8 protein-coding genes, 27 tRNA genes and 1 rRNA gene are annotated in these 12,205 nt (G+C 39.9%); 1 reads left to right on the top strand and 35 read right to left on the bottom strand.

All coding sequences use genetic code 11. The features are described 5' to 3' along the window. A partial coding sequence (locus EKM78_RS13000; RefSeq protein WP_211334371.1) for a hypothetical protein occupies positions 1-204 on the top strand: 204 nt, incomplete at its 5' end. 4 nt (positions 205-208) lie between these two features. On the opposite strand, the gene EKM78_RS11700 is transcribed toward EKM78_RS13000, so the two are convergent. From EKM78_RS11700 to rrf, 35 genes are all read right to left on the bottom strand, one after another. Continuing rightward, positions 209-2,263, bottom strand: a complete 2,055-nt coding sequence (locus EKM78_RS11700) for an LTA synthase family protein (protein ID WP_125772426.1) — start codon at positions 2,261-2,263, stop codon at positions 209-211. A gap of 28 nt (positions 2,264-2,291) precedes the next feature. After that, the gene (locus EKM78_RS11695; protein WP_125772424.1) at positions 2,292-3,314 is read right to left on the bottom strand and encodes a lysylphosphatidylglycerol synthase transmembrane domain-containing protein; all 1,023 of its coding nucleotides are present in this window, start codon (positions 3,312-3,314) and stop codon (positions 2,292-2,294) included. Then, positions 3,314-4,348: a glycosyltransferase family 4 protein gene (locus EKM78_RS11690; protein WP_125772422.1), complete on the bottom strand. Its 1,035-nt coding sequence runs from the start codon at positions 4,346-4,348 to the stop codon at positions 3,314-3,316. Before EKM78_RS11690 ends, EKM78_RS11695 begins: the two co-directional genes overlap by 1 nt. Further along, on the bottom strand, positions 4,341-5,540 hold the full coding sequence (locus EKM78_RS11685) for a glycosyltransferase family 4 protein (RefSeq protein ID WP_125772420.1): 1,200 nt from the start codon (positions 5,538-5,540) through the stop codon (positions 4,341-4,343). The genes EKM78_RS11690 and EKM78_RS11685 overlap by 8 nt, the downstream gene beginning before the upstream one ends. A 73-nt stretch (positions 5,541-5,613) precedes the next feature. Beyond that, a complete protein-coding gene (locus tag EKM78_RS11680; protein WP_125772418.1) occupies positions 5,614-6,108 on the bottom strand; it encodes a QueT transporter family protein in 495 nt (164 codons plus the stop codon). A 569-nt stretch (positions 6,109-6,677) separates the two neighbouring features. Beyond that, a complete protein-coding gene (locus EKM78_RS11675; RefSeq protein ID WP_125772428.1) occupies positions 6,678-7,328 on the bottom strand; it encodes a deoxynucleoside kinase in 651 nt (216 codons plus the stop codon). Between the two features lie 318 nt (positions 7,329-7,646). After that, positions 7,647-9,452 (bottom strand): DUF2207 domain-containing protein, encoded by a 1,806-nt coding sequence (locus EKM78_RS11670; protein WP_125772416.1) that lies wholly within the window; start codon positions 9,450-9,452, stop codon positions 7,647-7,649. Between the two features lie 162 nt (positions 9,453-9,614). After that, positions 9,615-9,699 (bottom strand) — tRNA-Leu (locus EKM78_RS11665). A gap of 37 nt (positions 9,700-9,736) precedes the next feature. After that, positions 9,737-9,807 (bottom strand) — tRNA-Cys (locus tag EKM78_RS11660). Positions 9,808-9,827: 20 nt separating this feature from the next. Beyond that, a tRNA-Gln gene (locus EKM78_RS11655) sits at positions 9,828-9,899 on the bottom strand. A 6-nt stretch (positions 9,900-9,905) separates the two neighbouring features. After that, positions 9,906-9,978 (bottom strand) — tRNA-His (locus EKM78_RS11650). Positions 9,979-9,993: 15 nt separating this feature from the next. Next, positions 9,994-10,064: transfer RNA gene (locus EKM78_RS11645), tRNA-Trp, on the bottom strand. Between the two features lie 5 nt (positions 10,065-10,069). After that, positions 10,070-10,152 (bottom strand) — tRNA-Tyr (locus EKM78_RS11640). A gap of 4 nt (positions 10,153-10,156) precedes the next feature. Next, positions 10,157-10,229 (bottom strand) — tRNA-Phe (locus EKM78_RS11635). A 5-nt stretch (positions 10,230-10,234) separates the two neighbouring features. Then, positions 10,235-10,308: transfer RNA gene (locus EKM78_RS11630), tRNA-Asp, on the bottom strand. A gap of 22 nt (positions 10,309-10,330) precedes the next feature. Beyond that, positions 10,331-10,404, bottom strand: a tRNA-Met gene (locus EKM78_RS11625). Between the two features lie 26 nt (positions 10,405-10,430). Beyond that, positions 10,431-10,520 (bottom strand) — tRNA-Ser (locus EKM78_RS11620). Between the two features lie 42 nt (positions 10,521-10,562). Then, positions 10,563-10,634: transfer RNA gene (locus EKM78_RS11615), tRNA-Glu, on the bottom strand. A 9-nt stretch (positions 10,635-10,643) separates the two neighbouring features. After that, positions 10,644-10,731 (bottom strand) — tRNA-Ser (locus EKM78_RS11610). Between the two features lie 7 nt (positions 10,732-10,738). Then, a tRNA-Ile gene (locus tag EKM78_RS11605) sits at positions 10,739-10,813 on the bottom strand. A gap of 14 nt (positions 10,814-10,827) precedes the next feature. Next, positions 10,828-10,898: transfer RNA gene (locus tag EKM78_RS11600), tRNA-Gly, on the bottom strand. 11 nt (positions 10,899-10,909) lie between these two features. Next, positions 10,910-10,982 (bottom strand) — tRNA-Phe (locus EKM78_RS11595). A 6-nt stretch (positions 10,983-10,988) separates the two neighbouring features. Further along, positions 10,989-11,062: transfer RNA gene (locus tag EKM78_RS11590), tRNA-Asp, on the bottom strand. Between the two features lie 13 nt (positions 11,063-11,075). Continuing rightward, a tRNA-Met gene (locus EKM78_RS11585) sits at positions 11,076-11,149 on the bottom strand. A gap of 38 nt (positions 11,150-11,187) precedes the next feature. Next, positions 11,188-11,261, bottom strand: a tRNA-Ile gene (locus EKM78_RS11580). Positions 11,262-11,269: 8 nt separating this feature from the next. Continuing rightward, positions 11,270-11,343: transfer RNA gene (locus tag EKM78_RS11575), tRNA-Met, on the bottom strand. 28 nt (positions 11,344-11,371) lie between these two features. Further along, positions 11,372-11,445, bottom strand: a tRNA-Pro gene (locus EKM78_RS11570). Between the two features lie 11 nt (positions 11,446-11,456). Further along, a tRNA-Arg gene (locus EKM78_RS11565) sits at positions 11,457-11,530 on the bottom strand. Positions 11,531-11,543: 13 nt separating this feature from the next. After that, positions 11,544-11,629 (bottom strand) — tRNA-Leu (locus EKM78_RS11560). A 15-nt stretch (positions 11,630-11,644) separates the two neighbouring features. Next, a tRNA-Gly gene (locus EKM78_RS11555) sits at positions 11,645-11,716 on the bottom strand. A gap of 4 nt (positions 11,717-11,720) precedes the next feature. Further along, positions 11,721-11,793, bottom strand: a tRNA-Thr gene (locus EKM78_RS11550). Between the two features lie 63 nt (positions 11,794-11,856). Then, positions 11,857-11,939 (bottom strand) — tRNA-Leu (locus tag EKM78_RS11545). 24 nt (positions 11,940-11,963) lie between these two features. After that, positions 11,964-12,036 (bottom strand) — tRNA-Lys (locus EKM78_RS11540). Positions 12,037-12,044: 8 nt separating this feature from the next. Next, positions 12,045-12,117 (bottom strand) — tRNA-Val (locus EKM78_RS11535). Positions 12,118-12,128: 11 nt separating this feature from the next. Further along, positions 12,129-12,205 (bottom strand): 5S ribosomal RNA (gene rrf, locus EKM78_RS13455); the annotation flags it as partial.

Here is a 12,205-nt window from a genome sequence, read left to right as displayed (position 1 = left end):
TGTCAACAACTTTTTAAAATAATTTTTCATCAAGCTAGCTCGCTTTCGCTTGCTAGGCTTGACGTTAATGCTCTCTCGCAACAACAAATAATATCTTACCAATTAGAACCAAGTCGCGCAACCCCTTTTTTCAATTTTCTTCATTTTTTTCTGAAAATTCTTTTCGCAAAAAAAAAGACGCCGACCACTTGGTCTGACGTCTAATTAGTTATTTGAGTTCTGGTGCATCGGTTTGGTATAGGTCTAATAACGACTTATTATCATTTTGCGCTAAGAGACTTGTACCATTCTTTGTCCGAGCTTTCTTCAATTCTGCAAGTGCGTGACTCTTCTTATAATTGTAGTCTTTCTTGTTAACTTTGGTGAATCCTTCTGGGTTATAGAACCTCAAGAGATCCCCATTAATGACTCTATCAGACAGTGAAAGTTCTGTCGTGACCTTATTAGAGAGTTTTGACTTCTCCTGTGCGGAGATCTTCTTGTCGACTTTTCCATTCTTAGTATTGTAATAAGTACTTCCAACCTTCGTTACAGTCGGTGTGACAAAATCACCATTTCTAAAGGCTACTGTCTGAGGATGATCTGGTGAAAGCAGGTCGCTACCAAATTGGATCATATTACTATCGTCGACACCTAACAGATTCAATAATGTTGGTAAAACGTCAATTTCTCCACCATAAGTATGATTAATACCACCCTTTAGTCCATCCATATGGATCATGAATGGTACCCTTTGATACTGAGCATTGTCAAAGTCATCAAAATCCTTGATACCTGTGATCTTTGCCATTGCCTTCTTATGGTTATCAGAAATACCATAATGGTCTCCATAAAAGACGACCATGCTGTTTTTGTCGAGTCCAGTAGCTTGTAACCAAGCCATGAATTCACCGATGGCTTGGTCTAAGTAACGAGCAGTTTGAACGTATCCATCTACTGTACTATCTCCAGTATCAGTCTTGCTGATACTTTGATTCTTCTTATCCAAAGTATATGGATAGTGATTAGTAACAGTGATCAATTTTGCATAGAAAGGTTGTGGTAATTGTTGGATGTAGGCAGCAGAATCTTTTAAGAATATTTTATCCTTCATACCGTATCCTATGTTGTAACTCTTCTTTTGCTTATAATAGCTAGAACTAAAGAAATAATCATAGCCCCATGATTTATAAGTATTATCACGGTTCCAAAAACTTGGGACATCCCCATGGAATGAAGCCGTAGTATATCCATGCTGATCCAAGATAGCTGGAGCAGCCTGGAAAGTATTACTGGTACCATCAGTTACCATCGCAGATCCTTCTGGTAATCCGAATAATGAGTTTTCTAGCATTAATTCGGCATCAGCAGTTTTACCTTGACCAACTTGGTTGAAAAAGTTGTCAAAAGACAAGGTATCATTTTGATGGTAGATCTTATTCAAATTAGGAGTGACTTCTTGTCCATCCCATTTATAATCGATCAAATATTGCTGAAAACTCTCAAGATGGATAATAAAGACATTCTTACCTTTGGCAACACCGGTGTATTCGGCATTTGGGGTAACGTAATTATCCTTCATGTATTTCTTGATCGAATCTAAGTCGGAACTCTTCGACTGAGCCTTCACAGCACTAGTCTTAGTCGTCTTAATGACATCATAGACATTAAAGGCATTAAGTCCTAAATACTTAACGATATAGTTATTATCAAAAGTTCTAGTTAAAAGTCCTGAACGATCTGATTGTGCCAAAGTCAAATTAGCACCAAATAATAGAACAGCTAAACAGCTGACTAATACAGGAATTCGCCACTTCAGACGTTTAACATCCATTCTAATAACTTTGAACGACAATAATAAAATCAAGATCAAGACATCTAAAAAGACTAAGAAGTCCGTCGGTTTAACGATGCCTAAAATACTCTTACCTAAATTATTAGATACCGCACCTGATCCTTTGATCAAGATCATAGTTAAGAAATCAGAAAATTCTCGATAGTATAGGATATTTGAGAACAGCCAGACAGAATCGAGAAAATCGATTATGAGTAAGAAGATATACGACTTCCTACCCTTCATATACAAGGCTATCCCAAACAGTAATAACATGACGGGGATCGGATTGAGGACCATCAAAAAAGTTTGCATTGAGCCTTTAACGCCTAGGTTAAACTTCGTGGTATAAGCATAAATAGTCTTAATCGTGTATAACACGACAGCTAGAATGACAAAGCCTAATCTAGTGTTTAAAAAATTTGACAAGCCTTTAAAAATACGCTTCATTTGTTTTCGCTCCATAATTTTACTTTAGCTAGATATTTCTTTTCTTTAGATTTGGTTTCTTTGAAATACCTATCAGCCCCAAAAACATACCGAAGAAGTATGTAATAAATCTCCATAAAAACATAGCTAAAATCAATCCCGAAGCCGATGGAATAAAGCCGGCAAATAAAGCCTTAAAACTAACTTCTGCCCCACCAGTTCCCCCTGGTACTGGAAAAATCGAAGTGATCATTACAATCATGATCTGCATAACTATCACGTCCAGTATACTAATATGCGTCACATTCAGGGACAATAATACAAAGTAAACAACTAGGTAATACAACAATAATTGAAAAAATGTCAGTATTGCTGCTTTGATTACCTTTTTTCGTTCCTCTTTCAGCACTAAGCTTTCTTTATAAAAACTATCGATACTACGATTAGCTGATTCTAAAATTTTATCACGTTTTTCATCTTTCAGGAAAAATAATACAGGTTTTAGAACAACCCGGACCATTTTCTTAGTGAAATCATAGTAGTACATGATCATTAATAAAAATGAGATCGTAACTACGTGAATGACTAAACCAAAGACGATCATCAAAGCTAACCCACCGAAATGTCGTGCGACAGTTTGAAAACTTACGACCATGGCAACAATGAAGTTGATCAGCACCATCCCTTGATAAATAACAAACTTCATCAATAAGACAGAACTAGCGCGACCGCCATCGATCTTAGACTGCATCATCCCCAGTAATTGGGCCGGTTGTCCACCTGCTGAAAATGGTGTAATTGCATTGAACAATGCTTGGATCAAGGGAATCCGGTACATTTCCCACCAACCGAATTTACGATCGCTTTTTTTCTTAAGTAGCGTGTGTAATACCAACGCTTCGACCGCATAGGAAAGTAATATTGAGGCAAAGGCCACAGCGAGCCAAAAAAAATTGAGATTTTTAAAAGTATTTACTAAGTGTTCAAAGTCGATTTTTCGAGCTTCCCACCAAAAAATCCCGGCACTGAGTCCCAACATTACGATTAACGCAAAAATGTTTTTTCTACTCATTATTTGTCCTGCTTGTACAATTTGAATTGATCATTATAAAATTCATACCAAATCTTGCTTAAATGATCTTCGGAATAATATCCGGCAGCATTCAATGATTTCTCTTTAAAATCACTCAACAAATTGCGATTATTGCAAGCCTTCCTAATAAAGTCACCCATTTGGGCACGATCTTCAGCTGGTTGATAGTAACCATCAATAATTGCTTGATAAAGCTCCAGGTTACGCAATAATACTGGTGCCCCACAACTGAAAGCTTCTAAGACTGACATTGGGAACAATTCATCGTATGAAGGTAATAAGAAAATATCACAAATGTTATAGTAATTCACTAAATCATTTCTATCAACGATCCCAGTGAATTTCATATTATCTGGGGCATTGTCGATCATCGATTTATAACGATCATACCCGTCAGTAATTTTACCAAATGAAAAGCCACCTGCCCAGACGAATTGAATGTCAGGATTTTCTTGAGCTAGTTTGTAAAAATCATCGATACCTTTACGCTCTTGGACTTGACCATCACCGAAAACAACAAACTTATCCTCAGGAATGCCGATTTTATTGCGGAAAGCTTTCTTCTCATCAGGAGTTTTCTCATAAAAGCTCTTAGTTGAAACAAAATTAGGAATGTATTTGATCTTACTCCGGTCTAAACCGTGCGCTACTAATTTGTCGATAAACGTGGGGTTGACCACAACGATCTGATCCATTCGTTTATAAAAACTAATAACATACTTATAGAAAATACTTCTAAATAGTTTAGGCAACTTGATGCTGCCTTCAAGCGTCTCCGGTAAAAAGTGGACGTAACCTATCTTGCGACCGCGCTTCTTGGAAAATGTTGACAAATAAAAAGTTGGATTGATCGTATGATAATGGCTAAGATCAGAACGTCCATATTTATTTATCTTAATATCAAATTCGTTGCTGAACCTGCTCTTGAGCAAATTGATCAATTCAACGTAGGCACTACCTACTCCTTGACCTGCTACTTTATCTGCCGTCGAAAACATGGTTATTTTAATCATTCGAATACTCCTCTGGATCTATGGTTGAGTTTGATAATTTTTCACGGATGAAATATTCTTGGGCACCGTGATAAAAACTAATGATCGAATCACCAAACTTGTCTGAAGAAATATTATACAAGATCCGTTGACGGGCATCCCTATCATCAAATGAATTCGGATGATCTAAGTATGCCATGATCTTGGGTACTAATTGATTATCCTGGTTAAAAGTCACACCAACCGATGGATCTGTCAACAGCTGATCCGTATAAGGCGCACTTCTGACCACGATCTTCAAACCAGAAGCAATAGCTTCAATGTACGTTAAACCTTGTGACTCAGTATCACTAGATGAAACAAAAATATCAGCCATATGGTAATATGGCGAGATCTTGTCATGATCAACTTCTCCAGTAAAAATAACACTATCGTCGATCTGTAAGTCCTTGGACATTTGTACTAATTCATCCATATCGGGACCACCACCCACGATCACCAATTTAAGTTTGGGGTCATGTCTTAGCAATTCAGGCATACTCTTTAAGACATGGTCGATCTTCTTCTCTAAGGCGATCCGACTAAGCATCAAGATAACTGGAGTATCTTCAGAAATACCCAATTTATGACGAATAGAAGAAGCGTCGACTGGTTTAGTATATTCTGACAAGTCGACCCCTGTGGGGATAATAGTAATAGGCGCTTCGATCTGATAACGATCTAGTGTTGCTTTTACTTGTTTACTCGGAGCAACTACTCCTGACGCGTTTTTAATGAACATGCGAGACATTTGCTTAACGTGATATGGCTTCAATAAATGTCCGTTCAGTACATAATGTAAATAATCCTCATACATAGTGTGATAAGTATGTACAAATGGGATCTTAAGTTGCTTAGCAACAAATTTTCCAATTAATCCAAGTGAAAACTCAGTTTGTGTGTGAATAATATCGAGTTTCAACTCTTTAGCCAAATCAACAGCGTGGAACATCCCTCTAATGGCGATTCTTCGATCTGTAAAGGAAATGAAAGGCACGCTACCTAAACGAAAAATATTTGGTTCAATCGTTGACTTAGAAACACTTGGATCAGTCGTCGTAAAAATATAGACCGAATGTCCCTTGCGTTCCAAGTCGTTCTTTAAGGTTTGAATTGAAGTGGCAACTCCACTAACTTGAGGGAAATACGTATCGGTAAAAATTCCGATATTCATCAAAACATCTCCTCATACTATTTATATTGTTGATTATAACAAAAAAGGAAGACCTAAATCTCCCCGCAAGCTGTTATTTGATTATTCTGGCAAAATTCTTATTTTTCATTAATAACACAAATATTATTGTTCCAATCAAAACAACGACAAACTCTCCTACAGCAACAGAACCAGCCGTAGCCCAAAATGGTAGTTTTGAAACAAAGAACAATTCAGCACCAACGATCAATCCGTTGACACCAGCACAAATCACTGCAACTAATCCGATCAGTTTTGCTTTATTATTAATCATCACGATCAACAAGCAGGCAACTGCAGTTGCTAAAGTTCCAAATATTAAATCAGCCGCCCCTAAAACAGGGCTGAAAATATTCGAAATCAAGCATCCAATGATCAATGACCAACTAAATCTTGGGTTATAAAATACTAACAGCATCAATATCTCTGAAACCCTAAATTGAATGGCTCCATAGGAAAAAGCCGAAATACCAGGTGTTAACGTCAAAGCAACATACAAAGCAGCAACAATTGCCAAACGAGTAACATCTTTAGTTCTTAAATTACGCATAAATAAATCCTTTCACGGTTTTGTTAGGGCAGGTTACCTGTGGAAACTGCCAATTATCAATCATAACGTGTTTAGCAATGATAAGCAAATGAATTTAAACACAGAGTGGAGGTGCACGGGTAGCTGCTGAGGATTAACGCGGGTGGTCGAACCAGGTGCGACGAAGTCGTGCCTCGACCACCTGTGTTAACCGGAGGCCGCTGTGCACCGGAACTCGTTTCAAATCCTTGAGGATAAAACAAAACAGCTCCATCTATACCGCTGCAATTTTAACAAGCATAGCTGATCAGCACTATCTAAACACCGCAAATTTCATCTGTATAAATAGTTAATACTATCTAATACCGTAAGTGTGAAATAATTAAAATTTCAAAGTATCTGTTTCAATACAATACCAGCTGGCAGTTTCTAGACCGCAAGCCGCCGTTCACCGGAACTCGTTTTCACATCCTCGAGGATAAAACAAACCACCGCAAACAAAATCCCAATCCACCTAGAAAATTTAAATCCAAACTTATTTTTCCAAGAAAAATAGACGCACCCACAGGCACGTCTAAAATATCTAATCACTAAATTTTTGGTAATAAATTGCGTTCACTTAACTTAGTATCAATTTGATTCAACACGATCTTAAGATCATCTTCATTTTCAACATAATCAAGTTGATCACCATTTATCTTCATCTTAGGACTGTAATCGTATTGATCATACCAGTCATCGTAGCGACTCAACAAATTGTGATAATATTCAACCAAACTTGGATCTTGTTCTGGTTGTTCGTAATCACGGCCTCGCTTTTCGATCCGTTTGATCATAGTATCATAAGAAATATCAATATGGATCAATAAATCAGGAGCCTTTTTAGCTGCGGCATATGGCAATTCTTGCATCATGTTAGCCAACAATTCATCGTAAACCTTAACTTCTTGTTGCGTAGCACGTCCCATATCTGCATTCATATGAAAGAACAAAGCATCTTCATAAATTGAGCGGTCCAAAACATTGTTATCATCAGCTAAAGCTTGTTTGATAGATTCAAAACGCTTATTCAAAAAGTAGATTTGCAATAAAAAGGCATATTGCTTAGGATCCTTGTAAAATAATGGCAAAACTGGATTATCATCTACTTGTTCATAGAAAGCCTCAGTTCCCAAATGTTTTGACAAAATTGTTGCTAAAGTACTCTTACCAGCACCAATTGTGCCGCTTAATACGATCATCATTATATTCCTCCATCCGATCTCTAAAAAAATCAACGAGTAATATCTTACCACTCGGCCAATATGTTGTATATACATTTACGTAAAAATCTATATATAGTATTTTCATAAGAAAATAAATACCAGCAAATCAGCACTTTGCCTCAAAAAAAGGCCCTCACAAATTTGTGAGGGCCTTCTCGTCAATTCCCTTTTTCGTTCCAGTGAATATAATACCAATTGAATATAACATTGACGTTACAAAACTATTTCTTTATAACTTTTTTAATTGAGTTTAAAAAAGTATTAAGCAGTCCTCATTCAAGTCGTCAAATATGACTAGAATGCTCCACCACCTGAACCTCCGCCAAAACCACCTGAGTTTCCTCCAGAGAATCCTCCTCCAGAATAACCTGAAGTACTACTAAAGTCAGAATTAAGGCTCTCGTCGAATGAATCATACGATTTATTGACGATCTGACCGAAATTAGTCATTGCCATATAGTTGGTCAAACCAAAGTAATAGTACCCTACTAGTGGTTCGTCAAGGATCTGTTCGCCAAATTCGATCTTCAAAGCATCAATAACCTTCTTAGAAACGCCAAAGGCAGCAGCATATGGCAATATTTGTTCCCAAAGGATCAAATCCCCAACCTCTGCAACATTGATATCGTTAATATCCCGCAACATTTGTCTAAAGCCTTTAAATTCATTTGCTTTATCAAGCCCTAGCTGGGTATACTCAACGATCTTGTAATGAGCAATGATGCGAGTAACGATTGCAAATGCTACCGCAATCAATGCTGTCGGGATAGCAAACCACAATCCTTTGGGCATCATAGCTAAAATCGTCAAGATCAAAATAATGGCTAAGATAATAATGGTATACATTGCAAAATTTATCTTTCTTACTAATTTTTCATTAGGTCGACTAAAGAAATCACTCCGTACTTTATCATTTTTATCTTGCCAATTTTGATAGTAATAATAAATGTCTGAATTGCTTGATTTCTTAATCGCTGACATCTTGACAGATTTCCCGTTACCTATCTCGCGAATAAGAAATTTGAAGAAGGCATCGGCAGCATCGTCTTTCAAAATTATTTCGTAGTCATGCTTATCTTGCTTTAGATCTAGATGCTTATGTGCCACTTCATTCAAGAGGTCCCCTGTTAGCCCCATAAAATCAGTATGTTCGGTTTTCTTTACGACCATACGAGCCACACTAGGATCAACCTCCGGTATCTCAAACCAGTGATGCAGTGGGATCGGTTTTTTCAAATTAGAATCCGGGTTACGCTTCCAAGCTCTGAACACTCGCCAAAGTATCAATAACGACGCTATGGCAAAAATAGGGATCAATGAATAGACTAAGGCTTGATTACGAGCTCGTTTGCGATTTGCACTTTCAGCGTACGACTTCTCTTCTCGCAGCGCCTTATCGAGCATATCCTTCCCGACAACATTAGTATTGTTAATAGTTACGCTAACAGGAAATAATATCCGGCTCTCAACAGATGTGTGATCATTTAGGTTGTCGACCGTCAAAATAACTCGTCCCGATTTGGCATCAACTTGAGTTTTGCCATTTAATGGACCGTGAGCAAAAGCACGCAATTTGGGAACATTTCTTTGAGGCAGTTCAAAAGTTATCTTAGCGTGGTCAATATCTTGGTCCCAATTCCCACCTATCACTTTCCAATTGATCTGAGCAGTGTCCAAATAATTAGTTACGGCACCAGTGATCTTATAATGATAAGTAAAAGTCGCCGAACGATCAGAGATCTTATGATAGATCTTGATTTTTTTATAATTCTTAGTGTTGTTGACTGAATAAGTGTTGTTTGCGCCACTATTTGATTTTTTAATTGGTACTTTGGCGTTATTATCAGAAATCGACACCTCAGGATCAGTCATATTCTTGATGCCTTTGATATCAGCATTGTAATACACGCCATTAAAATCCCCATCGAAGTCATAAGTTACTCTTTGAATAACATTGGCATTACCAGCATCATCGATCTTGATGTTCATAGTGTATTTATTGATGTCGTAAGTATCTTCAGCAAAAACGTTGTTGGAAAATGAGAAAAAAACAATCGTTGCCAGCAAAAAGCTGAAGAACACGCTCCACTTCTTTAACATAATATCCCCTCTATCTTATTTACCAGTATATCAAAGATAATGGTAAGTCATAGTTAGTATCAGGATCCTTTAAATTTGCTTGGTAAAAACATCATATGTGACATTATGCAAAAAAAGACCATCTCGTAATGAGATGGTCAATATAATTGCTATAAAAATCTATACCGGTGATCGGGGTCGAACCGATACTCCTTATACAGGAACGGGATTTTGAATCCCGCGCGTCTGCCAATTCCGCCACACCGGCATGGTGTGTATAATATGATTACTTAGGCATAAGCCAAAGGCGGTAACCGGATTTGAACCGGTGATGAAGGTTTTGCAGACCTCTGCCTTACCACTTGGCTATACCGCCATATTCATTTTGTGGAACAATTGGGTTAGCTGGATTCGAACCAGCGCATGATGGAGTCAAAGTCCATTGCCTTACCGCTTGGCTATAACCCAATAAAGGGCGGTATGTGGGAGTCGAACCCACGTGTGCCGGTGCCACAAACCGGTGTGTTAACCACTTCACCAATACCGCCATAATATTAGTAAACAGGGATAGTAGGAGTTGAACCCACACTGATGGTTTTGGAGACCATAGTTCTACCATTAAACTATATCCCTATCTATGGAGGGGAGTGGATTCGAACCACCGAACCCGAAGGAGCGGATTTACAGTCCGCCGCGTTTAGCCAGACTTCGCTACCCCTCCAAAATGGCGCGGGACGGAATCGAACCGCCGACACATGGAGCTTCAATCCATTGCTCTACCAACTGAGCTACCGAGCCATTAACGGTCCCTGCGGGAATCGAACCCGCGATCTCCTGCGTGACAGGCAGGCGTCCTAACCGACTAGACCAAGGAACCAAATTACTAATTACAAAACAAATTGCGGGAGCAGGATTTGAACCTACGACCTTCGGGTTATGAGCCCGACGAGCTACCAGACTGCTCCATCCCGCGATGATATTAATAACCTTTGAGTTGTAAGGAGGATGTGGGATTCGAACCCACGCGCCGATTTCTCGACCTGACGGTTTTCAAGACCGTTCCCTTAAGCCGGACTTGGGTAATCCTCCATGCTTAATGCTAAAAATATATATATGATACTTATGTACCAATGACCCCTACGGGATTTGAACCCATGTTACTGCCGTGAAAGGGCAGTGTCTTAACCACTTGACCAAGGGGTCATATAAAAACGGAGAAGGAGGGATTTGAACCCTCGCGCCGCTTACGCGACCTACACCCTTAGCAGGGGCGCCTCTTCAGCCACTTGAGTACTTCTCCAAATTAGTGGGCCTAAATGGACTCGAACCATCGACCTCACGCTTATCAGGCGTGCGCTCTAAACCAGCTGAGCTATAGGCCCATAACAAGTGGCAAAGCGGGTGACGAGAATCGGACTCGCGACTACAGCTTGGAAGGCTGTCGTTTTACCACTAAACTACACCCGCATTACTATTCATGGCGCGGGACGGAATCGAACCGCCGACACATGGAGCTTCAATCCATTGCTCTACCAACTGAGCTACCGAGCCAATTTACGGTCCCTGCGGGAATCGAACCCGCGATCTCCTGCGTGACAGGCAGGCGTCCTAACCGACTAGACCAAGGAACCATATTACTAACAATTGCGGGAGCAGGATTTGAACCTACGACCTTCGGGTTATGAGCCCGACGAGCTACCAGACTGCTCCATCCCGCGATAATAATAAATGATTATATGAAACTTTATCCCTACAATGGACCTTGTAGGATTCGAACCTACGACCGAACGGTTATGAGCCGTTTGCTCTAACCAGCTGAGCTAAAGGTCCGGAATAAATAGCGGCGAAGGGGATCGAACCCCCGACCTCCCGGGTATGAACCGGACGCTCTAGCCAGCTGAGCTACACCGCCAAAAACTAAACAATCCATTGATTGCTAATCGGGAAGACAGGATTCGAACCTGCGACCCCCTGGTCCCAAACCAGGTGCTCTACCAAGCTGAGCCACTTCCCGAGATAAAACAATGCACCCAGTAGGAGTCGAACCTACAACCTTCTGATTCGTAGTCAGACACTCTATCCAATTGCGCTATGGGTGCATATTCACTATAGTGCCGAGGACCGGAATCGAACCGGTACGGTAATCACTTACCGCAGGATTTTAAGTCCTGTGCGTCTGCCAGTTCCGCCACCCCGGCATAATCTATAGTGAAAGCGGAAGACGGGATTCGAACCCGCGACCCCCACCATGGCAAGGTGATGTTCTACCACTGAACTACTTCCGCAAAATGCCGACTAGAAGATTCGAACTTCCGACCCCCTGTTTACAAGACAGATGCTCTGCCAACTGAGCTAAGTCGGCATAATTACTATAATTATGCAAGCTATTTTATTGTGAATGCATTTGCAACATGCTTCATTGCAATACGGGTGAAAGGACTTGAACCTTCACGTCCTATGGACACTAGAACCTAAATCTAGCGCGTCTGCCAATTCCTCCACACCCGCATGGTGTGTTTATTTTGTTGCAAATGAGCCGTGACAGGTTCGAACTGTCGACCCTCTGATTAAAAGTCAGATGCTCTACCAACTGAGCTAACGGCTCGTAATGGATGGAGGATACAGGGATCGAACCTGTGACCTCCTGCTTGTAAGGCAGATGCTCTCCCAGCTGAGCTAATCCTCCATTATTACAAAGCGTGGCAACTACCTATCCTCGCGGGTAGTTTCCCACCAACTACTTTCGGCGTTAAGAAGCTTAACTTCTGTGTTCG

Source organism: Companilactobacillus furfuricola, from assembly GCF_003946325.1.
Classification (GTDB): Bacteria; Bacillota; Bacilli; order Lactobacillales; family Lactobacillaceae; genus Companilactobacillus; species Companilactobacillus furfuricola.
This window is presented reverse-complemented; position numbering and strand designations above follow the sequence as displayed.

What these genes read in the sequence shown, in the direction of transcription:
- EKM78_RS11695 (WP_125772424.1), bottom strand. Translation starts at nt 3,314, where the DNA reads ATGAGTAGAAAAAACATTTTTGCGTTAATCGTAATGTTGGGACTCAGT.
- EKM78_RS11690 (WP_125772422.1), bottom strand. Translation starts at nt 4,348, where the DNA reads ATGATTAAAATAACCATGTTTTCGACGGCAGATAAAGTAGCAGGTCAA.
- EKM78_RS11685 (WP_125772420.1), bottom strand. Translation starts at nt 5,540, where the DNA reads ATGAATATCGGAATTTTTACCGATACGTATTTCCCTCAAGTTAGTGGA.
- EKM78_RS11675 (WP_125772428.1), bottom strand. Translation starts at nt 7,328, where the DNA reads ATGATCGTATTAAGCGGCACAATTGGTGCTGGTAAGAGTACTTTAGCA.
- EKM78_RS11670 (WP_125772416.1), bottom strand. Translation starts at nt 9,452, where the DNA reads ATGTTAAAGAAGTGGAGCGTGTTCTTCAGCTTTTTGCTGGCAACGATT.
- EKM78_RS11700 (WP_125772426.1), bottom strand. Translation starts at nt 2,263, where the DNA reads ATGAAGCGTATTTTTAAAGGCTTGTCAAATTTTTTAAACACTAGATTA.
- EKM78_RS11680 (WP_125772418.1), bottom strand. Translation starts at nt 6,108, where the DNA reads ATGCGTAATTTAAGAACTAAAGATGTTACTCGTTTGGCAATTGTTGCT.